This window comes from Ideonella lacteola (genome assembly GCF_038066555.1).
GTDB classification, from domain to species: domain Bacteria; phylum Pseudomonadota; class Gammaproteobacteria; order Burkholderiales; family Burkholderiaceae_C; genus Ideonella; species Ideonella lacteola.
In genome coordinates, this window is the sequence record NZ_JBBUTG010000004.1 from 236,220 (window position 1) to 259,336 (window position 23,117).

Below are 23,117 nucleotides of genomic sequence, written 5' to 3' on the forward strand. Positions count from 1 at the left end.
GCACCCACGATGACCCTCCGCACCCCTATCCACGGCCTGCAAGTCGCCACCGAGTTGAAGGCCTTCGTCGACGAGCAGGTGTTGCCGGGCACCGGCATCGATGCTGGCGATTTCTGGGCAGGCTTTGACCGCATCGTGCACGAGCTGGCGCCAAAAAACGCCGCGCTGCTCGCCGAACGGGACCGCCTGCAGGCCGCGATGGACGACTGGCACCGCGCCCAACCCGGCCCCTTGGACAAAAAGGCCAAGCAGAAGGCCTACCGCAAGCACCTGGAGAAGATCGGCTACCTCGTCGCGGACCCGGGCGATGTGAAGGTCAAGACGAAGAATGTCGACGCCGAACTGGCCACGCAGGCCGGGCCGCAGCTGGTGGTACCGATCACCAACGCCCGCTATGCGCTGAACGCCGCGAATGCACGTTGGGGCTCGCTCTACGACGCCCTGTACGGCACCGATGCCCTGCCCGAGACCGATGGAGCCCAGAAGGGCCCGGGCTACAACCCGGTGCGCGGGGCCAAGGTCATTGAATATGCCCGCCACGTGCTCGACCGCACCGCACCTTTGGCCAAGGGTTCCCATGTGGATTCAACCGGCTACGCGGTCCGTGACGGGGCGCTGGTCGTCACCTGGAAAGATGGCACCACCACGGCGTTGAAAAAGGCCAAACAGTTCGTGGGCTACCAGGGCGATGCCGCAGCGCCCTCGGGCGTGCTGCTGCAGCATCACGGTCTGCACCTGGACATCCGGATCGACCGCTCCACCGCCATCGGCGCCGCCGACCCCGCCGGGGTGAGCGACCTGGTGATCGAGTCGGCGCTGTCGACCATCCTCGATCTGGAAGACTCGGTGGCCGTCGTGGATGCGGCCGACAAGGTGCAGGCCTACGGCAACTGGCTGGGCATCCTGAAGGGCTCACTGACCGAGACTTTCGTCAAAGGGGGCCAGACGATGACGCGCGGGCTGAACGCCGACCGCGTCTACACCAGCCCGAAGGGCGGCACTGTCACGCTGCACGGTCGCTCGCTGCTATTCGTGCGCAATGTCGGCCACTTGATGACCAACCCGGCCATCCTCTGGGGCGCCGAGGGCCGCGAGATCCCCGAGGGCATCATGGACGCGGTGATCACCACCACGATCGCGCTGCACGACCTGCAAGGTCACGGCCAGCTGCCCGATGGCCGCCCGGTGCGCAACTCTCGTACCGGCAGCGTCTACATCGTCAAGCCGAAGATGCACGGTCCGGCAGAAGTGGCGTTTGCCGACGAGCTGTTCGGCCGGGTGGAGAAGCTGCTGGGCCTGCCCAAACACACGGTCAAGCTCGGCATCATGGACGAGGAGCGCCGCACCTCGGTGAATCTCAAGGCCTGCATCGCCGCGGCCAAGTCACGCGTCGCGTTCATCAATACCGGCTTCCTCGACCGCACGGGCGACGAGATGCACACCGCCATGCAGGCGGGCCCGATGATGCGCAAGGGCGACATGAAAACCAGCGCCTGGATCCAGGCCTACGAGCGCAACAACGTGCTGGTGGGCCTGCAGTGTGGGTTGCGCGGCCGTGCGCAGATCGGCAAGGGCATGTGGGCCATGCCCGACCTGATGGCGGCGATGCTGCAGCAGAAGATCGGCCATCCGCGGGCTGGGGCCAACACCGCCTGGGTGCCCAGCCCGACGGCAGCGACGCTGCACGCCTTGCACTACCACCAGGTCGATGTGGCGGCGGTGCAGAAGGACATCGAGAAGGGCGACAAGAAGTCGCGCCGGGAAGAGCAGCGCGAAGAGATCCTGCACGGCCTGCTCAGCATCCCGGTGGTGGCTGCGCCGCAGTGGAGCGACGCCGAGCTGCAGCAGGAACTGGACAACAACGCCCAGGGCATCCTGGGCTACGTGGTGCGTTGGGTCGACCAGGGCGTGGGCTGTTCCAAGGTGCCCGACATCCACAACGTGGGCCTGATGGAAGACCGCGCCACCTTGCGCATCTCCAGCCAGCACATGGCCAACTGGCTGCTGCACGGGGTGGTCAGCAAGGCGCAGGTGCGCAACACGCTCAAGCGCATGGCCAAGGTGGTGGACCAGCAGAACGCGGGCGACCCGGCCTATCGGCCGATGGCCGGCCGTTTCGATGAGAGCCTGGCCTTCCAGGCGGCCTGCGATCTGGTGTTCAAGGGCGTCGAGCAGCCCAGCGGCTACACCGAGCCGCTGCTGCACGCCTGGCGTCTGAAGGTCAAGGCCTCGGCTTGAAGCGCGCCGAGCGGGTGATCACGTGGTCTCGACCAGTGTGATCGCCCGCTCGGGACAGGCGGCCACACACAGCCCACACGCCAGACAACTGTCGGCACCGGGCGTGTAGGCGGTCTGCATGCCATGCACGCGCAGCTTGACGCGGGCCAGCCAGGGCAGGGCCTGGTGCTCTGCGGCGTCGATGGTGCGAACCTCGAAAACGTTGTAGGGGCAGACGTCGACGCAGTCGCCCTTGCCCTCGCAGCGGCGGCGGTCGACCACGGGCACAAAGTCGCCCGGCTGCGCCTTGCAGGCCAGGCCGGTGCGGCGCGGGCTGGCCGCCGCGCGGCGCACCTTGTCCGGGTTGGTTCTTCGCTCTCTTCGTTGTTCGGCTCGACTCACGCAGCGCTCCTTCCGTTGGAGCGGCGATCGTGCCGGCGCGACCCCCACGGCGCTTTTCAGCGCCGTATCAGCGTGTATCGCTTTCTACAGCGAGAAGTATTCAGCCGCCTCCAGCGGGCCGGTTCATCTTGCTGGAACCTCCCTGCTGAAGGGGGAGCGCCACATTCCGCCCCGAGGGCTTGATCCCCTCCAGCGGTCAAGCCCAGAGCACGGGCTTGCGGCTGCCCACCCAGCGCTCGTAGCTGGCGGCGTAGAGCTCTTCGATGCGGTTGCGCTTGACCTTGAAGGTCGGGGTGATGACGCCGTTGTCGACCGTCCACGGCTCGACGACGACCACCAGGCAATCCAGTTGCTCGTGCGGATCCAAGCCCTCGTTGATCGCCTTCAAATGCGCGGCCAGCGAGCTCTCAATGTCCGCCTTTGCGCCATTGCTGGCGGCCTTCACCGCATCGGCGTTCAACATCACGATGCCCAGCGGCTGGCCCAGGTTGGCGCCTGTCACGCAGCAGGCCTCGACCGACGCATGCATGACGAGCTTGTCCTCGATGGGCGCGGGCGCCACGTACTTGCCCTTGCTCGTCTTGAACAGGTCTTTCACCCGGCCGGTGATGCGCAGGTTGCCTTCGCCGTCGAGCTGGCCCTTGTCGCCGGTGTGCAGCCAACCATCGGCCGTCAACGCGTCGCGGGTGAGATCGGGCTCCTTGAAGTAGCCCAGCATCAGGCCAGGGCTCTTCATCTGGATCTCGCCGTTGGCGGGGTCGATCCGGCTCTGAATGCCCTTGTACGGTTGGCCCACCGTGCCCGGCCGAGGAATGCCCGGCATGGTGGCGTGGCTGATGCCGCAGTTCTCGGTCATGCCATAGACCTCGACGATCGGCAGGCCCAGGCGCTCGTACCAGCGCAGCAAGTCCGGCGGCATCGGCGCGGCACCGCCAGCCGCGAACTCGCATTGGTCCAACCCCAGCGCCGTCAGCACCTTGCGGCGGACGATGCCGCCGAGGATGGGAATCTTCAGCAGGCGCTGCAGCTTGGCGGGCGGCATCTTCGCGTGCACCCCCTGCTGGAACTTGACCCACAGCCGGGGCACCGAGAAGAACACCGTAGGCCGGGCGCGCTGCAGGTCGGCGGCAAAGGTTTCGAGGCTTTCGGCGAAGTACACGCGCATGCCGGTGGCCAGTTGGCCGTGTTCAACCAACGTGCGCTCGGCCACGTGCGACAGCGGCAGGTAGCTCAGCATGCGGGTGTTCTGGTCCACCTTCTGAACCCGCTCCAAGCCGGACAGCACCGACCAGGCGAAGGTACCGAAGCTGTGCATCACCCCCTTGGGCATCCCCGTGGTGCCCGAGGTGTACATGATCGTCGACAGCTCATCGGCCGGCCGAACCGGTTCGCCCTGCAGCGGCTTTGCCTTGGCGATGACGTCGTCCCACTTCGCGTAGCTGTTCGGCGGCGCCAGCGGCGTCGCAATGCAGGGCAGGCCGGCCGGGATGCCGGGCTTCATGCCCTCGAACCCATCCAACTTGCCGACGAACAGCAACTTGGCCTCGCTGTGCTCGAGGATTTGCCGAATCGTCTCGGCAGCCAGCGTCGGGTAGAGCGGCACCGACACGTAGCCGGCCATCCAGATCGCGTAGTCGCAGATCAACCACCAGGCGGTGTTCTTCGACAACATCGCGATCTTCGCGCCCGGCGCAAAGCCCTGCGCCTGCAGGTGCCCGGCCAGGCGGCGAGCCTGGTCCATCACCTCTTTCCAGGTCATGTCCTTCACCACGCCGCCGCCCATGGGCTGGGTGAAGGCGATGCGGCTCGGGGCCGTGCGCTCCCAGTGATACAGCCTTTGCAGCGCCAAGGCAGAGGCAGGTATCGGCAGGCCGAAGTTGGAGTCGTTGGCGGTCATGGGCGGGGCAGAAGTGAGCTTGGCGGGAAAGGGTAGCCAGCCCGCCCGCGGCCGGGCATCGGCGTGAACCCTCACCAACCCCGACAGATGTCTCAAGCACGCCGCCACCGGCGGCCCGCCGCTCCCTCCTGCCCACTGCGGCCCACACGGCAGCGGGCCGTGGCCGACACCCCCGTCAGCGCAGGAAGGCGTCGTAGCCGGTCTTCAAGATCAGGGCGCCCACCACCACGATGAAGACGCCGCGCACGAAACCCGCACCGTGCTTGAGCGCAAGACGGGTACCGATCAGGCTGCCGGCGACGTTGGCCACCGCCAGCACCGCGGCGACCTGCCACCACACATGCCCCTTCCAGGTGAACAGCACCAGGGCGGCCAGGTTGGTGGCGGTGTTCATCAGCTTGGCCGACGCCGAGGCATGCAGGAAGTCGAAGCCCAGCACCCGCACGAAGAGGAACACGAAGAAGCTGCCAGTGCCCGGCCCGAAGAACCCGTCGTAGAACCCGATCGTCAACCCGATGCCGGACGCCGCCGCCGCCTCGCGGCCGGCGGCGAACCGCGGCGCGTGGTGACGCCCCAGGTCTTTGCGGGCGAGGGTGTAGGCCAGGATGCACAGCAGCACGAGCGGCAGCGCCCGTCGCATCAGGCTGGCATCGACCTCGGTCACGGCCCAGGCCCCGGCGAAACTGCCCAGCAAGGCGGCCAGCATCGCCGGCGCCATCGTCTGCGGTCGCAGCGAAACCCTGCGGGTGAACTGCACCGCGGCCCAGGCGGTGCCCCAGATGGCGCCACCCTTGTTGGTGCCCAGCAGCGTGGCCGGAACCGCCCCGGGGTAGGTGGCGAACAAGGCGGGCACCAGGATCAGCCCGCCGCCACCGACGATGGCGTCGATGAGGCCCGCGAACAGGGACGCAATGGCAACAACAATCAGGTCGGTCATCGATCGGTGACGAGCAGACGAATCGCACCGTGGAACCAGTGCGCAAGGAGGTGTGGCGCGTAACGTGGAAGGCCCCACCGCCGGGCTGGGGAGATGGCGTCGCCGGTGCGGCGCCTGCGCCCGGTGGTCGGGCCCCTCGGAGGGGCATGGGGGCCGCCAAAAGCAAAGGGCGCCAGTCTGCACTGGCGCCCTTGCATTCTCACATGGTCACTCTCACGGCCGCAGCACCTGTTGGGGTGCCCGACGCGCGGGGCCTCTCGACGAGTTGTGTTTGTTGGCCCGGACTTGTCTCCTCGGACCCCCTTCAGTCATGCACCCGCAAGGGGCAGTCGACCGAAAGTGGGCGCACTGTACGGGTGCATTGACTCGCCGCCCATCGGTGCTTTCCCAGGTCTGCCCGGCGCGGGTGTGTCGCCCGCCAACTGGAGCAGACGAGGAGCCGCCGTTCAGCCCCCCGCCGGCCTGGCGAGCATCCAAGCCGCCGCGCGCTCGGCGATCATCAGCGTGGGCGAGTTGGTGTTGCCGCTGGTGATGGTGGGCATCACGCTGGCATCGGCCACGCGCAAGCCGGCGATGCCCAGCAAGTTCAGGCGCGAGTCGACCACCGCCATCGGGTCGTCCGGCCGCCCCATGCGCGCCGTGCCCACGGGGTGGAAGATGGTGGTGCCGATGTCACCGGCGAGCCGCGCCAGTTCGTCGTCGGTCTGGAACTCGACGCCTGGCTTGACCTCGCGCGGGCGGTAGGCGCTCAGCGCCGGCATCGAGGCGATGCGACGCGTCAGACGCAGCGACTCGGCCGCCACCTGCCGATCGCCGGGCGTGGAGAGGTAGTTGGCCAGAATCGAGGGCGCCTCGCCGGGCCTTGGCGACGTGAGGCGAACCCGCCCGCGCGACTCGGGGTTCAGGTTGCAGACGCTGGCGGTGAATGCATTGAAGGGGTGCAGCGGATCGCCGAAGGCCTCCAGCGACAGGGGCTGCACGTGGTACTGCAGATTGGCATGCGGCCGGGCAGGGTCAGAGCGGGTGAAGGCCCCGAGCTGGGAGGGCGCCATGCTCATCGGCCCGCTGCGGCGCGCCAGGTACTCCAGCCCGATGCGGGCCTTGCCCCACCAGCTCGACGCGAGCGTGTTCAGGGTCTTCACGCCGTCGACCGCGAACACCGCCCGGATCTGCAGATGGTCTTGCAGATTGGCGCCCACGCCCGGCCGATGCAGGCGCGGCGTGATGCCCAGTGGCTGCAGCCACTCGGCCGGGCCGACGCCCGACAGTTGCAGGATCTGCGGCGTGCCGATCGCCCCGGCGGCCAGCACCACCTCACCGCGGCAACGGGCCTGCAGCGGTGCACCGCCGCCCACCGGCATGACCTCGACGCCGCTGGCGCGCAGGCGGCCGTCGGCGGCGTTGTCAAACAGCAGGCGGCTCACCGTGGCGCCGGTCCAGACCTGCAGGTTGTCTCGGTGCATCACGGGCCGCAGAAAGGCCTTGGCCGCGTTCCAACGGATGCCTGAGCGCTGGTTGACCTCGAAGTAGCCCACACCCTCGTTGCTGCCCCGGTTGAAGTCGTGGGTGGGGGGAATGCCGGCCTGCTGGGCCGCCGCGGCAAAGGCATCCAGCACGTCCCAGCGCAGGCGCTGCCGTTCGACCCGCCATTCGCCCCCAGCCCGCTGGCCGCGGGGGTCGAAGCCCGGGGCGGCGTGCATCTCATCGGCACCGCGCCAATGGTCTTCGTGGCGCTTGAAGTAGGGCAGACACTGCTCCCAACGCCAGTCGGGGTCGCCCAGCTCGGCGGCCCAGCCGTCGTAGTCGCGCGACTGGCCGCGCATGTAGATCATGCCGTTGATGCTGGAACAACCGCCCAGCACCTTGCCCCGCGGGTAGCGCAGCTGACGGCCGTTCAGGCCCGGGTCGGCATCGGTGCGGTACAGCCAATCGGTGCGCGGGTTGCCGATGCAGTACAGGTAGCCCACCGGGATGTGGATCCACACGTAGTCGTCGGCGCCACCCGCCTCGATCAACAACACCCGGCGGTTGGGATCGGCCGACAGCCGGTTGGCGAGCAGGCAGCCGGCGGTGCCGGCGCCGACAACGATGTGGTCGTAGGTGGGCGTATCGCTCATCGATCGAACTATGGCGCATCCGTGGGCCCGGTGCGCCCCCGGCCGGCGCCACGGCGTGCTAACCGATGAACGACAAGACGACGATCTGCAGCGAGGGGATCACGATCAAGCTCGATTCCTGCGCGGTGGCGACGTAGGCCCCCGGCTGCGCCACCGCCGTAATGATCCGCTGCTGCAGCGCTTCGTCCAGCCCGCCGCAGTCCATGCCGCTCAGATGCAGGTCCATCGCACCGCCTCGGCCGGCCGGCGCCGCCTCTTGCCACGCGCCGAACGCGCCGTGCGTGCCGCTGCGTGCGCGGCCCTGTCGTGCGTCCATCAACGCGGCCATGCCTCGGTCTTGCAGGCGATCGAGCATGCCCCGGGACAGCGCGAACACCGCCGCTCCGCAGCCCTCGCGGATGCCCCCCGAATCGGCGATCGCGACCACACCATCGACCTCGATCTGCGCCGGCAGCGCACCGAGGTACCACCGGAACTGGGCGAACTGGTAGGCCATGCAGAGCACGGCCACCAAGCCGGCGATGACGAGCAGGACCGAACCGCCTGTCCGCACCACCGTCTTCACTCTGCCCGTGCCCGCGGGGCCGACAGGTCGTCGAACAGCCGGTACCAGTCGACCCGGCGCGTCAGCATCATCACCGCCGCCACGAGCGCGAACAGGCCCAGTGTGCCCACGACCAGCGCAGTCTGCTCACGGGTGAGCAGCACATACAGCAGGCCATACAGCCCACCCAGCGCCGCCCCGAACGCCGAGCCCGCGCGCCAACCGCCCAGCATGTGGCTGCCGTACATCGCCAGCACCCCGGCGCAAGCCACGCTGGCAGCCACGTAGGCCACCTCGAACTTCAGGTGTTCTGACAAGGCCAGCAAGAGCATGAAGAACAGGCTGAGCGCCAGGCCGACCAGCGCGTACTGCACCGGGTGCACGCGCCGCACCCTCGAGCGGGCCAGCACCTCGGTCAACGCCACGGCAACGAAGGTGAGCGTGACGAACAGCAGACCGTACTTCACCGCGCGATCAGCCAGCACGTACGGATTGATCGGGTCGATGAAAGACACGGCCAGCGTATCGAGACAGCGCACATCACGGGCGGCGCGAGGCAGGCCGTTGTCATCCGCAGCGGCGTCGTCACTCTCCATGCCGCCGCCCATCGCGGCCCCGCCAGCGGTATCCGCCGGGCAAAGCAGACCGGATTTCGACACATCGCGTGCCGCGCTGCTGGCCAACTCGGACACGCGCCACAGCGCATGGAAGCCCTCGGGCGTGACCTCGCGCTGCACGGGCAGGAAGCGGCCACCAAACGACGGGTGCTGCCAATCCGAACGCAGGTCCCACTCGACCTGGGCCGCGGCGGGCACCACCTCCAGCCGGCTGGTGCCGCGCAGATCCATCGACAGCTCGGCCGCCAGCGGGCCCTGGGCCAGGTCGAACGCCGCGTGCAGGCCACGCGGGTACTGCGGATGCTCGGTGCCGGCACTGACCGCCAGCGCCTGGCCATTGAGCTTGAGCTCGGCGCGCTGCACGCCGCGCGTGTCCGCCACGGCCACCATCAGTTGCACCGAATCGCACGTCAGTCGCGAGCCCTTGACGCTGCGCTCGGGTTCGAGCGACGCCAGGTTCGCCCATTGCGCGCTCATATCGAGGCGGCCGAGAAAGCCGTTGACTTTGAACAGGCCGCGGTAGCGCGGCTCGGTGGTGGCGAAACTCTTCACCGTCAGCGACTGGGGTGCCTGCTGCAGCCGAAACTCGCGGCGCTCGGTCTGCAGGCGGCGCTCTTTGCCTTCACCGACCTCGACCTCCCACTCTTCGACGCATCGGCGGTGCAGCCACGGCCCGAGCACCGCCTGGGCACCGGCTTGCGACTGCTGGACGCTCTGGATCGCCTCTTGCTGCCGCCCGCGGCGCTCGTCCACCAGAAAGCCGATTCGGGCGAGCACCATCGTCAACACGCCAACGATGGCGCCGATGGCCAGCGCCTTGCCCCACAACGAGAACCTCATGAAACTGCCCCTCCAGGCCACTGCGAAGCCGAGAGGTTCTCGCGCGAGGGTGAAGTGACGAAGGGGTGTGTGAAGTGAAGGTGAAGTGGCCCGTCAGGCCAGCGGCAATGTCAGCTCGACACGCAGGCCCGGCTGTGCAGGGGTGATCGCCAGCGCCCCGCGGTGCAGCGCCGCCACCTGACGCACGATCGCCAGCCCGAGGCCGCTGCCCTTTCGATCGCTGCCCGGCCGGGCGGTGGCATAGAACCGCTCACCCAGGTGTTGCAGGGCGTAGTCGGGCACGCCAGGGCCGTGGTCGCGCAGGCTCCAGCAGACCCGCTCGGCCGTTCGGGTCAGGTCCAGCTCGAGCGTAGAGCCGTGCGGCGCGAAATCCACCGCATTGACCAGCAGGTTCGACAAGGCCAGGGCGAGCTGGTTCGCGTCGGCCGGCACCGTGACGTCGTCATCACGTTGCAGCCACCGGACGCTGAGGCCGCGCTGTTCGAGCGCCGCCCGGTGGTCGGCCAGCACCCGGTCGGTCAGGCGAGCCAGTGCCACCGGCTCGCGGTGGGCCGGCTGGCCTGCGCTTTCGAGCTTGGAGAGCTCCAGCAGCCGATCCACCAGCTCGCGAAGGCGTTCGGTCTGGTCACCCACCTGTGACGCGAAGCGATGCCGCTCCGCCGCATTGAGCGAGGGGTCTTCGAGCAGCTCTGCCGCACCGCGGATGGCAGCGAGGGGGCCCTTCAGCTCGTGGGTCAATGCCCGCACGAACTGCTCGCGCTGGGCGCGGCCCTCCAGTCGCTCGCGCATCGCGCCCATCGCTCGCGCCAGCTCGCCCAGTTCCCCCGGCAGGGCGGGTGGCAGCACCAAGGCAGCGCCGGGAGTCGGTTCACCACCAGCCTGCTGGGCGTAACGGCGCAGTTGGCGGACCGCGTGCACCGTCCACAGCGTGACGGCCACGCCGATCAGCAGCGACAGGCCCAGCAGCCAAGCCCCGGCCACGACGATCTTGTGTTCGGCGCGGTCGACGAAGGGAGCGACCGTCGACTGCGCCTTGGCCACCGTCAGCACGCCCATCACCCGTCCATCCGCGCCACGCACTGGCGCGGCCACGTACATCACCGAGCTGCGCTCATCGGTCTTCACTTCGCGGGTGGCCCGGGCGCCGTATTCGCCACGCAGCGTGAGGGCCACGTCGCGCCAACGTGAGTAGTCTTCGCCGAGTGCGCCGTCGGCCGAGGGCAGGTCGGCGCCGGCATCGAGCACCACCCGTCCTCGGCCATCGGTCACGTAGATGCGCAGGTCGAGGTGGCGCTTGTTCAGGCCCCAGATCTGCGCGTCGACCGGCCGGCTGGCATAGGCCTGCACGACCCCCGCAAAGCGCGTGCCACGCAGGTCGCCGCCTTCGGGCATGGCGCCCAGGTCGGCGGCGGCATCCTCGGCGAGCAGGTTGGCGGTGTCGACGAGGATGTCTTCCATCACCTCGCGCACGCTGGGCTTCACCTCGGCGACGAACACGCGCATCACAAAGAAGGCCGCCAGGCCGGTGATGACCAGGAAGCCGAAAAACAGACGCAGGCCGAGGTGCATCGCGTCAGCGCGAAGGGGCGTCGGCCTCGGGCCAGACCAGCGAGTAGCCCAGGCCCCGGTGGGTGACGATGGGATCCAGATCGGGCCGACGTTCGCGCAGCTTGGCGCGCAGCGTCTTGATGTGGGTGTCGACCGTGCGATCGTTCGCCTCGCAGTCACGCCCCCAGACCTCGTCCAGCAGCGTCTCTCGGCTCTTGATGCGGCCGCTGGCGCCCGCCAGCGCCTGAAGCAGCTTGAACTCAAGCCGCGTGAGATCGAGCGGCTGACCCGAGAGCCACGCCCGCTGGCCGGCTTCGTCGAGGTCGAACAAAGCGGCGTGGGAAGCCGCGGGCGACCAGGCGGAGCGGCGCAGCAGGGCACGCACACGGGCCACCAGCTCACGCGGGCTGAAGGGCTTGGCCACGTAGTCGTCGGCCCCCGCCTCCAGGCCCAGCACGCGGTCGATTTCCTCGCCCTGCGCGGTCAGCATCAGCACGGGCAAGGTGCGCAGCCGAGGCTCGGCACCTTGCCGCCACTGCCGGCACAGTGCGAGGCCGTTGCCGTCGGGCAAGCCCACGTCGAGTACCGCCAGCGCCGGGGCGCCGCGCGCCAGCCGCTCGGCCTCACGCACGAGCAGCACATGGTCGACCTGCCACCCCTCGCGCTGGAATGCGAAGACCACCGTGGCCGCGATGGCCGGGTCGTCTTCCAGCAACAGGATGCGGGGTGGGGCCGCGCTCACGGGGCCACGGGTGCGAACGGAGAGGCCAGCACCGGGAACAGCTTGACCAGCCCGTCGGCCAGCAGCTCGACCGCCATCGCGGCCAGGATGAGGCCCATCAACCGCGTCATCACATTGATGCCGGTCTGGCCCAGCGCGCGAGCGATGCGGTTGGAGGCGAGGAAGGCGAGGTAAGCCGCGAGGCCGATGACCACGCCGTAGCCCACCAGCACCGCGTGCTGCCAGAAGGTCTTGGTCTTCTCGGCGTAGATGACCATCGTCGAGATGGTGGCCGGGCCGGTCAGCAGCGGAATCGTCAGCGGCACGACGGCGATCGACGAGCCCGCATCCGCCTTCTGCTGCCCCTGCGACACATCGTCCGGCCGGCTTTCGGGCTGCTGGGCGTTGAGCATGTGCATGGCCGACATCAGCAGCAGCAGGCCGCCGCCTACCTGGAAGCTGGCGATCGTGATGCCGAAGAACTCGATGATCTTGAGCCCGGCCAAGCCACTGATCGACACGACCAGGAAGGCCGCCGTGGCGCTGACACGCATCGTGTGGCGGCGCTGCTCTGGAGAGAAGTTCTGTGTGAAGTGCAAAAAGAAAGGCACGACACCGATCGGATTGACGATGGCCAACAGGGCGATCAGGGGTTTCAGCAGGTCCATGCCCGATTGTGGGGCGCCTGCGAGGGCAGAACCTCGGGCGATTCAGGGAAAACACGAGGGAACTTGTGCGGAAACCCGCCGCGTAAATGCGACACTTTGCGCCTGGGCTCTTTACCGCTGCCGTGGAAATAGTCTCATAATGGTTTTGGGGTGACTTGCCTGATGACCAGCTTGTCGCCTCAGTTTTGCTGTGTATGGACGCGGCACCTTCGCTTGATGGTTCACGCTGGGTTGAAGCTCCACATGGTCTTTGTTCTTGAGTGTTTGAGGAGCTTCCCCGATGGGAAACAAGCTTTATGTCGGCAACCTCGCTTACAGCGTGCGTGACGACTCCCTGCAACAGGCTTTCGCCGAATTCGGTACCGTCACCTCCGCCAAGGTGATGATGGACCGTGACACCGGCCGCTCGAAGGGCTTCGGCTTCGTCGAGATGGGTTCGGACGCCGAAGCCCAAGCCGCTATCAACGGCATGAATGGCCAGCCTCTGGAAGGCCGTGCCATCGTCGTGAATGAAGCGCGTCCCCGCGAAGAGCGTCCGGGCGGCTTCGGTGGCGGCGGTGGTGGTGGCCGGGGCGGCTACGGCGGTGGCGGTGGCGGCGGTGGTCGCAGCCCCTACGGCGGTGGCGGCGGCTACGGCGGCGGCGGTGGTGGTGGCGGCTACGGTGGTGGCGGCGGCGGCGGTGGTCGCAGCCCCTACGGCGGTGGCGGCAACCGCGGTGGCAACCGTGGCGGCGGCTACGGCGGCGGTGGCGGCGGCTACTGATCCACCTGCGCTTCGTTAGCGAAGCGCTACAGGCCCGAAGAGACCTGTCAAAAGAACACTGGAGGGCGCAGCGGGCAACCGCTGCGCCCTTTTGTTTTTCTGCCGCGAAGTATCACGCGGGTTTTATGGCGACGATGGAATCGCCAGTATGGGCTCGTCCCTGTAAAGCCCAACTGATTCGGAACTACCCGCCTGAAGGCTGTTCAGGTGGGGTGGATTCGCACCCGCGAATCAGTTTTCTCCGCGGCGGCGCTTGCGGCCACGTCCGGCCAGCAGCCGGTCGAAGAGGGGGTTGGGCAGCAGCCGAAGCAACTTGGCGGCCACGCCCATCTGCCATGGAATCACCCGGTAGCTGGTGCCGGCTTCGATCGCCCGAAACGCTTGGTCGGCAAATTCTTCCGGTTGCATCAGGAAGGGCATCGGATACCGGTTGCCGGCCGTCAGCGGGGTGGCGATGTAGCCCGGCAGCAGGGTGACCACGTCCACGCCAGAGCCTCGGCATTCGCCTCGCAGGCTCTCGCAGTAAGCCACCACGCCCGCCTTGCTGGCGCAGTAGGCGCCATGGCCCGGCAGGCCCCGGATGGCCGCGACGCTGGCGATGCCCACCAGTCTTCCCGAGCGCCTCGCGCGCATCGCCGAGAGGAAGGGGTGGAAGGTGGCCGCCAAGCCGATGTTGTTGGTGGCGAGCGTGTCGCGCAACACCTCGAGATCGTCTCGCTCGGCGGTGTCCATGCCCACCGAGATGCCGGCGTTGGCGATGACCACGTCGGGCAACCCTTGCTCGGCGATGCAATGCTGGCCGGCCGCAACGATGCTGTCGATCACCTGCACATCGGCCGCGTAGACGCGCCAGCGGTCGGCCGCCCAGCCTTGCGCCCGGGCCCAGGCCTCGACGACGTCGGTGCGGCGCGCCACCAGCGCCAGGCGCCAGCCCGCTGCGGCATAGCGGGCGGCGAGCGCCTGGCCGATGCCGCTGGATGCGCCGGTGATGAACGCGAGCGGTGCAGTGGTCATGGCTTGGCGGCTTTCAGGTCGGTGGGCAGCAGCAGCCCGCGCACTCGACCACGCAGGGTGACCTGCTGGGTGGCTTCATCAAACTCCATCCCGTCGGCCATCAAGGCGCTGCCGCCTTGGCGCACGGTGACAGGCCGGTCCGCTCGGACGCGACGCTCTTTGGCGAGCATCAACAGGTGTTCGCCTTCGATCTCCACCACATGCCCGTCCGCGCCGGTGCTCACCACCCGGGCGCCGCCTTCCAGGCTGTAGCGCGAGTTGTCGCCCGCGGCGACGGCCTGCCGCGCCGTGGCGAGCGTGCGTCGGCCGTCAGCGCCGGTGGTCGAGACCCGCACGGTGTCGACCTCCAGCTCATCGGTGGCCGGGTAATGGCGCACCTGTTCGCCCTCAATCTGGGCCACCAGCCGACCCTCGGGGTTGAAGCGCTGCAGCGCGACCTTCTGGGCGGTGTAGTCCGGGTCCTGGCGCTCAGCGGCCGGCGGGCGTTCGCCGGCAGGGCCGGGCGAGACGCGCGCCAGCCACCATGTCAGGCCGGCCAGCAGCGCCATCATCAGCAACGGCAGCGACGTGCCGAACAAATGCCGCAGCCGGTAGCTCCAGGCCTGCTGTTGACGCCTCACCCGTTCGTTGGGCTCCAGCACCGGCTGGGCCGGCGCACCGATCGCCACCGGCACCTCGGGCAGGTCGGGCAGGTGCAGCTCGGCGCTCAACTTCGGAGGGGTCACACGCCGTCCAGGGTGCGCAGGTGGCCGTGGAGCAGGTCGGCATAGCGGCCGGCGGCCATCAGCAGCAGGTCGCAGAATTCACGGGCCGCACCGTCACCGCCGCAGGCCGCCGTGACGTGGTGGGCCACCGCTTTGACCTCCACATGGGCATTGGCCGGCGCGCATGCAAAGCCGGCGCGCGTCAGCAGGGGCAGGTCAGGCCAATCGTCGCCGATCACCGCCACATCCGGCCAGTCGAATCCCAGCGAAGCGAGCAGGGGCTCGGCCGCCGCCAGCTTGTCGCCCGCCCCATAGACCGCATGGGGCAGTTTCAGGTCGGCCACGCGGCGGCGAACGGCAGCCGAATCGCGCCCGGTGATGACGATCGGCACGATGCCACCCTGGGCGAGCAGCTTGAGCCCGTGCCCATCGAGCGTGCAGAAGCCCTTGAACAGCTCACCCTGTTCGCCAATGAACAGACGCCCGTCGGTCAGCACGCCATCCACGTCGAAGATGGCCGCCTTCATGGCCAGGCCGGTGCCCTGGGCCCGCAGCAGCAACTCAGCGGGAAAGCGAAGCGCTGGAGTCAGCCGATCGACCATCAGATGACCTTCGCGCGCAGCAAGTCGTTCGTGTTGAGCGCACCCACCAGTCGGCCCTCGTCATCGATGACCAGCACGCTGGTGATGCGGTGCTGCTCCATCAGGTCGGCCGCATCGACGGCCAGCGCTTCGGCGCGAACCCTTTTGGGCCCGGTGTGCATCACCTCCCGCGCGCGCAACGCGCGAAGGTCGGCCCCCGTCTCCAGCAGGCGTCGCAAGTCGCCGTCGGTGAAGATGCCCGCAGGCTTCTGGTCTTCGACGATCACCGCGAAGCCCAAGCCCTTGTCGGTCATGACATGCATCATGTCGATGAAGCCCGTGTCGGGGGCGACACAGGGCAGCGCGTCACCGGTGCGCATCAGGTCGTGCACGTGCATCAGCAGCTTGCGGCCCAGCGAACCTCCGGGATGCGAGCGGGCGAAATCGTGTTCGCGGAATCCACGGGCATCCAGCAAGGCCACCGCGAGCGCATCGCCAAGCGCCATCTGTGCGGTGGTGCTGGCCGTCGGGGCGAGGTTGAGCGGGCAGGCTTCCTGGTCAACCGCGCACGACAGCGTGATCTCCGCATGCTGGGCCAGCGTCGACTGCGGCTTGCCGGTGATGGCCACCATGGGCACACCCAGGCGGCGCACGGCGGGGAGGATGGCATTGATCTCATCGCTCTCGCCCGAGTTGGAGATGGCCAGCAGCAGATCTCCGGCGGTCACCATGCCGAGGTCACCGTGGCTGGCTTCGGCAGGGTGCACAAAGAACGCCGGCGTGCCCGTCGAGGCCAAGGTGGCCGCGATCTTGCGGCCCACATGACCGCTCTTGCCCATGCCCATGACGACCACCCGGCCGCGCGTGGCCAACATGGCCAGCACCGCCCGGGCGAAGCTGTCATCCAGCCGATCGCGCACCGTTTGCAAGGCGGCGGCTTCGATGGAGAAGGTTTCGCGCGCCAGAGCCAGGGCGCGTGCAGGATCGAATGGCGTGGGGGCAGTGTTCAAGGCAGGGCCAGGGTACAGAATGGGGGGATTCTAGGAGCCCGCCGGCGACGCCTTCAGCACGCCCCGCCGGGCCTTGACCAGTTGGGCATGGCATCAACCCTCGAACTCGTTCTTCTCTATTTGGTGGCTGCCGTGGCCGGCGTGGTGTTGTGCCGCAGCCTGAAGCTTCCCCCGATGCTGGGCTACCTCGTGGTGGGGGTGCTCATCGGCCCCAACGCGCTGGCCCTGGCGAAGGACTCCGCCGGGGTGAAGTACCTGGCCGAGTTCGGCGTGGTTTTCCTGATGTTCGTGATCGGGCTGGAGTTCAACCTGCCCAAGTTGCGCAGCATGCGCACACTCGTCTTTGGCCTGGGCTTTTCACAAGTCAGCCTGACGATCGTCGGAGCCATGGCGGGCAACGCCATGCTGGGCGTGGCGTCGGCCTGGTTCGGTGTGCAGTGGGGCTTGAGCTGGCAGGGCGCCGTGGTGCTGGGCAGCGCCATGGCCATGTCATCGACCGCCATTGTGGTCAAGATGATGGCAGAGCGTCTGGAGATGGAGAGCGAACACGGCAAGCGGGTGATCGGCGTGCTGCTGTTCCAGGATCTGGCCGTCGTGCCGCTGCTGGTGCTGATTCCCGCTCTGAATTCGAGTGGCGAGGACATGGCCCGGGCGCTCGTCTTCGCGCTGCTGAAGGCGGCGCTGGTCTTGGCGCTGCTGCTGCTGGGCGGGCAGAAGCTGATGCGGTGGTGGCTCACGCTGGTGGCACGCCGCAAGAGCGACGAACTGTTCATCCTGAACCTGCTGCTGGTGACGTTGGGGCTCGCCTGGCTCACCGAACATGCCGGGCTGTCGCTGGCGTTGGGTGCGTTCATCGCCGGCATGTTGATTGCGGAGACGGAATACAAGCACCAGGTGGAGACCGACATCCGGCCGTTCCACGACGTGCTGCTGGGCCTGTTCTTCATCACGATCGGCATGAAGCTCGACTGGCGGCCGGTGTGGGACCAGTGGCTGCTGGTGCTGCTGCTGACGCTGGTGCCGATCGTCGCCAAGGCGGCGCTGGTCGCCGGCTTGTCTTACGCCTTTCGGGCCGCGCCCGGTGTGGCGCTGCGCACGGGCTTGTACCTGGCGCAGGCGGGTGAGTTCGGCTTCGTGCTGCTCACGCTCGGCGCCGAGAATCAGCTCATCCAGCCCCAGTGGATGAGCCCGGTGCTCGCGTCGATGGTGCTGTCGATGCTGGCCACGCCTTTGTTGATCCAGCACAGCAACCGGGTGGTGATGAGGTTGGCCGCCAGCGACTGGCTGATGCAATCGGTGGCGTTGACCGCGATCGCCAAGAAGGCCATCCGCACCGAAGCCCACATCATCATCTGCGGTTACGGCCGCAGTGGGCAGAACCTGTCTCGCCTGCTGGAGCAGGAACACATCCCGTACATGGCGCTCGACCTGGACCCCGACCGGGTGCGCCAGGCCGCCGCCGCCGGCCAGAGCGTGGTGTTCGGTGACGCGGCCCGGCTGCAAAGCCTGATGGCAGCGGGCCTGGCCCGGGCCAGCGCCGTGGTGGTGAGCTACCACGACACGCCATCCGCGCTCAAGATCCTCGACCTCGTGCGTCAGCATGCGCCGCACGTGCCGGTGATCGTTCGCACGATCGACGACAGCGATCTCGAACGGCTGCGCGAGGCCGGTGCCACCGAGGTGGTGCCCGAAGCGGTGGAAGGCTCGTTGATGTTGGCCAGCCATGCACTGGCCCTGGTGGGTGTGCCGATGCGCCGGGTGATCCGGCTGACGCGCGACGCGCGCGATGCCCGATACCGCTTGCTCAGAGGCTACTTCCACGGCGCAGACGACGACACCGCCGAGGAATTGACCCAGGCCAGGCTGCGCACGGTGAACCTGCCGCATGCGGCGGCCAGCGTCGGATCGACACTGGCCGATCTGGCCTTGCACGCGCTGGATGTGAACGTGGTGTCGGTGCGCCGCGCCGATGGCCGCAACGTCACGCCAGACGATCAATTGCTGCTGTCGGGCGGCGACACCTTGGTGCTGTCTGGCCTGCCAGAACCCTTGGCCCTGGCCGAGGCCAAGCTGCTGTCGGGTTAAGGTTCAGCCGCTGCCGCTGCCGCCGCCGCTGTCGACGACGCGCCAGCCTCAGGCGGCGGGCATGCCCCGCTCGAGGTTGGCGCGCATGCGCTCGGTCATCACGGCGCCCGCAGCGCGCAGGAACTCAAGCGCCATTTCCGGCTGGCGTTGGGCAAACTCATCGAAGCGGTTGCGTGTCAGGCCCCAGATCACGCTCGGCGACATCGCTTCGACCTGCGCCATGCGGGGCGTTTCCGCGAACAACACCGGCTCGCCGACGATCGCGCCAGGCCGCAGGATGGCGACAGGCCGTCGCGCGGGGCCCGCATCCGGCACATACACCTGCAACGTACCGCTTTCGAGCAGATACATGACGCGGTCCATATCGCGGTAGCGGATCAGTGTGTCGCCTGACCGCAGCTTGAACTGCTGCATGAAGGGTGCCAACTGCCGCCATTGGCTGACATCGAGCCGCGGACGGAAAGCATCCTCGGCGTTCAAGGTCTGCGTGGCCTGATGGAGGATCTCGACGGACATGGGGTGAGGTTCCCTCTCCGGTGATGGCGCCGGGCTGCTGGAGGCGCCGTTCGATGGCCCGATTTGTGATCAATTATCAACGGCGCAGGCAACGAAGAGCAACCTGAAGGACCGCGCTCGTCCCGGTTGTGGTACCGCTCATCCGTCCAGCCACGCCCACCGCGGATGGGCGCGAGAGCGCGGCAACTCACTTGCCGATGCAGAAGCGGCTGAAGATTTCGCCGAGCAAGTCGTCAGCGCTGAAGTCGCCCGTGATTCGCTGCAAGGCCTGGTGAGCCAGCCGCAGTTCCTCTGCCAACAGGTCGAGCGCTGCATCGGCCTGGGCGGCGTGCAACGCCGCTTCGTCCAGGTGCAGGCCGGCTTCGCGAAGGGCCTCGACATGGCGTGTGCGGGCGATGAACAGGCCTTCGGGTGAGGCCACGCCGCCCGCCCGTTCCAGCAGCGTCTCGCGCAATGCATCGAGACCGAGGCCGGTGCGGGCCGACAGACGAAGGCCCGGGCGTGCCCGCTCGAATTCCCCCGGGGCGCCCACCGCGTCGGCCTTGTTGAAAACATGCATCAGACGATGCGGCGGCACGCCAGCAAGACGTTCGGCGATCTGGGCATCGGCCTGCTGGAACTCGGGCTCGTCGACCCGCGTGAGGTCGTGCAGAAACAGCACGGCATCGGCCGATTCGATGGCTTCCCAGCTGCGGGCCACGCCGATGCGCTCGACTTCGTCGGCGGTGTCGTGGCGCAGGCCAGCGGTATCGGTCACATGCACCGGCACACCGTGGATCTGGATGGTTTCACTCACCCGGTCGCGCGTGGTGCCTGCGATTGGCGTGACGATGGCCAACTCAGCGCCCGCCAGCGCATTGAGCAAAGAGCTCTTGCCGACATTGGGCTGCCCTGCCAAGACCACGCGCAACCCCTCGCGCAGCAGCGCACCCTGGCGTGTGCGTTGAAGCAGGTGGGCGAGTTGCTGCTGGATGCGGACGAGCTGGCCACGCGCGTCGGCCTTCTGAAGGAAGTCGATTTCTTCCTCGGGGAAGTCGAGCGTGGCCTCCACCAACATGCGCAGGCGCACGATGGATTCGGCCAGGCCGTCGATCTGTTTCGAGAACTCGCCACTCAGCGAGCGACTGGCCGACCGAGCGGCCGCTTCGGTGCTGGCGTCGATCAGGTCGGCCACGGCCTCTGCCTGTGCCAGATCGAGCTTGTCGTTCAGGAAGGCCCGTTGGGTGAACTCACCCGGCTCGGCCAGACGCAGACCTCGCAACAGAGGCCGCCCGCCTGAATCGACGGTGCAAGCCACTTCAAGGCAACGTGCCAGCAACAACTGCAGCACCACCGGGCCACCATGGGCCTGCAGTTCGAGCACGTCTTCGCCGGTGTAGGAGTGCGGCGCCGGGAAGAATAGCGACAGCCCCTGATCGATCGGTTGGCCATCGGCTGCCAGGAAGGGGCCGTAGTGCGCCCGCCGCGGTGTCAGTTCAGCAGCCGTCAGCGCGTGAGCGAGCGGCCCCAAGCCATGCCCCGACACCCGCACGATCCCGACCGCACCGCGCCCTGGGGCGGTGGCGATGGCAACGATGGGATCCTGGTGTCGACCGAGCAGCACGGCAGGATTGTCTCTTGAGCGGAGCGTCACCTCGCGGGGCGAGCTTTGACGTCAAGAGCACAGGTGTTGGCGCGGGGGGAGCCTCGCGCACCGCCATCATCGGCCTGCTCGATCGCTCGCTTTCCGGAGGAATCCGGTTTGGACCCCGCAGCACGATGATCGTCCAAGGCGCGACGGGCATGTACCCCATGAAATGAAAAAGGCCTCCCTAAGTGAGGCCTTTTGTGTCAACGGTCACAAAGCGGGACGGGGGCGTTCAGGCCACCCCCAGCCGCTTGTTGATGAACCATTGCTGGGCGATGGACAGCACGTTGTTCGTCAGCCAGTACAGCACCAAACCCGACGGGAAGTAGAAGAACATGAAGCTGAACATCAGCGGCATGATCCACATCATCTTGGCCTGGGTGGGATCTGGAGCCTTCGGGCCGAGGGCCACCTGCAGCAGCGAGCTGAGCGTCATCAAGATGGGCAACGGGCCGATCGGCATGTCACCCAGCGGCAAGTGACCGAACAGGCTGTCAGGCTTGGACAGGTCGGTCACCCAACCCAGCCACGGCGCGCCGCGCATCTCCACCGAGGCCAGCAGCACCCAGTACAGGGCGATGAAGAACGGCATCTGCACGACGATGGGCAGGCAACCACCGAAGGGGTTGATCTTCTCCTCGCGGTAGATGCGCATCATCTCCTGCTGCATCTCCTGCGGCTTGTCCTTCAGGCGTTCGCGCATTTCCATGATGCGCGGGTTCACCGCACGCATCTTGGCTTGTGACCGGTAGGCGCTGGCATTGAGCCAGTAGAAGGCGATCTTCAGCATCACCACCAGGGAGATGATGGCCCAGCCCCAGTTTCCAAGCACGCTATGCAGGTGGTCCAGCAACCAGAACAAGGGCTTGGACAGCATGTACACGTTGCCGTAGTCCTTGACACGATCCAGTTCAGGCGCAATCGCAGCCAGCTTCTTCTCGTCTTGCGGGCCGGCATACAGCGTCGCCTGGTAGGTGACCGTTGCTCCAGGCGCCACCGGTGCCAACTGCTGAACCATCGCCACGGTGTAGTCGCTGCCCACCTTGTTGGTCACGAACTCGCGGGAAGCCCCAGTCGGCAACAACCACGCGCTGACGAAGTGGTGCTGGATCATGCTGACCCAGCCTTCATTGGCGGTCGATTCCACCTTGGAAGGCGAGGCACCACGCTTGTCGATCTCGGCGGGCTCGATCTTCTTGAACTTGATTGAATCGTTGTAGATCGCAGGCCCGGTGTAGGTGAAACCGGTGGATGAGAAGTAGGAGGTTGACTGCCCTTCCGGCGGATGCCCGTCGCGCAGCAGCTGCAGGTACGCCTTGGGCGTCAACGGCTTGTCGGAGACGTTGGTGAGTTCCTGCTTGACGCCGATGGTGTATTCGCCACGCTTGAAGGTGTAGGTCTTCACCACCTTCGCACCGCCGATCTCGGGCGATTCGAACCGGACGCTCAGCTCATTCGCGCCGTCCTTCAAGGTGCGCTCACCCGGCACCACCGTGAAGGGGCTCAGGTGACGGGGCAGGGGCTCGCCACCCGTGGCGTTGAAGAATCCCGTCTGGGCGAGGTACTGCCGATTCGCGGACTGATCGAACAAGGTCACCGGGCGCGTCGCGTCATGCGTGTCCGGGTACTGCGTCAGTTCCAGCTTGGTGACGGTGGCGCCCACACTGTCGAGCGTCAACTTCAGCACATCGGTCTGCACCGTCACCTTTTCGCTGGCCGGCAGGGCGGCGCTGGCCGCAGCGGCGGCGGTGGCAGCCGGTACCGCCGCATTGGCGCTGCCCGGTGTCACGGGCACGCCAGCGTTGCTGGCCGCTGCACTGGCGGCGGCAGACGCCGCGGCGCCGGGCTCGGTGATCGGCATCCCCAACATCGTCGGATGCCCGTTGTGCTTGTTCCACCCGTCCCACAGCAGGGCGAGCGACATGATGAACACCACCCAGAGCAGGGTGCGGCGCATATCGTTCATGGCATAGGCCTGGAAGAAAACTCGGAAGGGTCGGCCAAGGTCGCGGCCGGCAACAGATGGGTGAAGAGGCGAGGGCGCCGCACCGGCACCGGATCATGTCCGCCTTCGCACCAAGGATGGCAGCGCAAGACCCGCGCAGCCGTGAGGTAGCTGCCCGCCAGCGCGCCATGGCGTTGCAAAGCCTCGATGCCGTAAACCGAACAGGTCGGCGCGAACCGGCATTGGTTGCCAAGCCAGGGGCTCAGCAGCAGGCGATAGGCACGCAGCAACCCCACCAGCGCGAGCCGGGGCAGCAGCTTGAGCTGCTTCAAGGCAGGCTGGCCACTCGGGGCGAACGCCATCG

General features: G+C 67.6%; 20 protein-coding genes. 3 read left to right on the top strand and 17 right to left on the bottom strand.

The annotated features are described in order from the left end of the window. Positions 1-9: 9 nt before the first annotated feature. On the top strand, positions 10-2,238 hold the full coding sequence (locus AACH06_RS09060) for a malate synthase G (RefSeq protein WP_341425328.1): 2,229 nt from the start codon (positions 10-12) through the stop codon (positions 2,236-2,238). 18 nt (positions 2,239-2,256) lie between these two features. On the opposite strand, the gene AACH06_RS09065 is transcribed toward AACH06_RS09060, so the two are convergent. The 9 genes from AACH06_RS09065 to AACH06_RS09105 form a co-directional block, all read right to left on the bottom strand. Continuing rightward, positions 2,257-2,571, bottom strand: coding sequence for a 4Fe-4S binding protein (locus AACH06_RS09065; RefSeq protein WP_423222004.1), 315 nt, complete (start codon positions 2,569-2,571; stop codon positions 2,257-2,259). A gap of 244 nt (positions 2,572-2,815) precedes the next feature. Next, positions 2,816-4,516 (bottom strand): AMP-binding protein, encoded by a 1,701-nt coding sequence (locus AACH06_RS09070; RefSeq protein WP_341425329.1) that lies wholly within the window; start codon positions 4,514-4,516, stop codon positions 2,816-2,818. A 175-nt stretch (positions 4,517-4,691) separates the two neighbouring features. Next, positions 4,692-5,453 carry a TSUP family transporter gene (locus AACH06_RS09075; RefSeq protein ID WP_341425331.1) on the bottom strand — a complete coding sequence of 254 codons (762 nt, stop codon included), beginning with the start codon at positions 5,451-5,453 and terminating at the stop codon, positions 4,692-4,694. A 446-nt stretch (positions 5,454-5,899) separates the two neighbouring features. Then, positions 5,900-7,570, bottom strand: coding sequence for a GMC family oxidoreductase (locus AACH06_RS09080; RefSeq protein WP_341425332.1), 1,671 nt, complete (start codon positions 7,568-7,570; stop codon positions 5,900-5,902). 58 nt (positions 7,571-7,628) lie between these two features. Further along, positions 7,629-8,123, bottom strand: coding sequence for a hypothetical protein (locus tag AACH06_RS09085; RefSeq protein ID WP_341425333.1), 495 nt, complete (start codon positions 8,121-8,123; stop codon positions 7,629-7,631). Between the two features lie 8 nt (positions 8,124-8,131). Beyond that, complete coding sequence (creD, locus tag AACH06_RS09090) at positions 8,132-9,571, bottom strand: cell envelope integrity protein CreD (protein ID WP_341425334.1); 1,440 nt, start codon at positions 9,569-9,571, stop codon at positions 8,132-8,134. A 93-nt stretch (positions 9,572-9,664) separates the two neighbouring features. Beyond that, a complete protein-coding gene (creC, locus tag AACH06_RS09095; RefSeq protein WP_341425335.1) occupies positions 9,665-11,140 on the bottom strand; it encodes a two-component system sensor histidine kinase CreC in 1,476 nt (491 codons plus the stop codon). 4 nt (positions 11,141-11,144) lie between these two features. After that, positions 11,145-11,861 carry a winged helix-turn-helix domain-containing protein gene (locus AACH06_RS09100; protein WP_341425336.1) on the bottom strand — a complete coding sequence of 239 codons (717 nt, stop codon included), beginning with the start codon at positions 11,859-11,861 and terminating at the stop codon, positions 11,145-11,147. Next, on the bottom strand, positions 11,858-12,508 hold the full coding sequence (locus AACH06_RS09105; RefSeq protein WP_341425337.1) for a MarC family protein: 651 nt from the start codon (positions 12,506-12,508) through the stop codon (positions 11,858-11,860). Before AACH06_RS09105 ends, AACH06_RS09100 begins: the two co-directional genes overlap by 4 nt. Before the next feature lie 280 nt (positions 12,509-12,788). On the opposite strand from AACH06_RS09105, the gene AACH06_RS09110 reads away from it, so the two are divergent. Beyond that, positions 12,789-13,271, top strand: a complete 483-nt coding sequence (locus AACH06_RS09110; RefSeq protein WP_341425338.1) for an RNA recognition motif domain-containing protein — start codon at positions 12,789-12,791, stop codon at positions 13,269-13,271. Positions 13,272-13,502: 231 nt separating this feature from the next. Here AACH06_RS09110 and AACH06_RS09115 read toward each other — a convergent pair whose 3' ends face one another. From AACH06_RS09115 to AACH06_RS09130, 4 genes are read right to left on the bottom strand one after another with little or no spacing between them, the layout of a single operon-like run. Further along, a complete protein-coding gene (locus AACH06_RS09115) occupies positions 13,503-14,285 on the bottom strand; it encodes an SDR family oxidoreductase (RefSeq protein ID WP_341425339.1) in 783 nt (260 codons plus the stop codon). After that, a complete protein-coding gene (lptC, locus tag AACH06_RS09120) occupies positions 14,282-15,010 on the bottom strand; it encodes an LPS export ABC transporter periplasmic protein LptC (RefSeq protein WP_341425340.1) in 729 nt (242 codons plus the stop codon). The genes AACH06_RS09115 and lptC overlap by 4 nt, the downstream gene beginning before the upstream one ends. Next, positions 15,007-15,591, bottom strand: coding sequence for a KdsC family phosphatase (locus tag AACH06_RS09125; protein WP_341425341.1), 585 nt, complete (start codon positions 15,589-15,591; stop codon positions 15,007-15,009). The genes lptC and AACH06_RS09125 overlap by 4 nt, the downstream gene beginning before the upstream one ends. Further along, positions 15,591-16,598, bottom strand: a complete 1,008-nt coding sequence (locus tag AACH06_RS09130) for a KpsF/GutQ family sugar-phosphate isomerase (protein ID WP_423222005.1) — start codon at positions 16,596-16,598, stop codon at positions 15,591-15,593. Before AACH06_RS09130 ends, AACH06_RS09125 begins: the two co-directional genes overlap by 1 nt. A 69-nt stretch (positions 16,599-16,667) precedes the next feature. Here AACH06_RS09130 and AACH06_RS09135 point away from each other — a divergent pair, with 69 nt between their 5' ends. After that, positions 16,668-18,665, top strand: coding sequence for a monovalent cation:proton antiporter-2 (CPA2) family protein (locus tag AACH06_RS09135; protein WP_341425343.1), 1,998 nt, complete (start codon positions 16,668-16,670; stop codon positions 18,663-18,665). Between the two features lie 48 nt (positions 18,666-18,713). Here AACH06_RS09135 and AACH06_RS09140 read toward each other — a convergent pair whose 3' ends face one another. The 4 genes from AACH06_RS09140 to yidD all read right to left on the bottom strand — a co-directional run bounded on the left by AACH06_RS09140 (position 18,714) and on the right by yidD (position 23,115). Next, positions 18,714-19,181: a cyclic nucleotide-binding domain-containing protein gene (locus AACH06_RS09140; RefSeq protein WP_341425344.1), complete on the bottom strand. Its 468-nt coding sequence runs from the start codon at positions 19,179-19,181 to the stop codon at positions 18,714-18,716. A gap of 187 nt (positions 19,182-19,368) precedes the next feature. Further along, the gene (gene mnmE / locus AACH06_RS09145) at positions 19,369-20,781 is read right to left on the bottom strand and encodes a tRNA uridine-5-carboxymethylaminomethyl(34) synthesis GTPase MnmE (protein WP_341425539.1); all 1,413 of its coding nucleotides are present in this window, start codon (positions 20,779-20,781) and stop codon (positions 19,369-19,371) included. A gap of 259 nt (positions 20,782-21,040) precedes the next feature. Beyond that, the gene (yidC, locus tag AACH06_RS09150; RefSeq protein WP_341425345.1) at positions 21,041-22,774 is read right to left on the bottom strand and encodes a membrane protein insertase YidC; all 1,734 of its coding nucleotides are present in this window, start codon (positions 22,772-22,774) and stop codon (positions 21,041-21,043) included. Beyond that, the gene (gene yidD / locus AACH06_RS09155) at positions 22,771-23,115 is read right to left on the bottom strand and encodes a membrane protein insertion efficiency factor YidD (RefSeq protein WP_423221999.1); all 345 of its coding nucleotides are present in this window, start codon (positions 23,113-23,115) and stop codon (positions 22,771-22,773) included. Before yidD ends, yidC begins: the two co-directional genes overlap by 4 nt. Positions 23,116-23,117 lie beyond the last annotated feature (2 nt).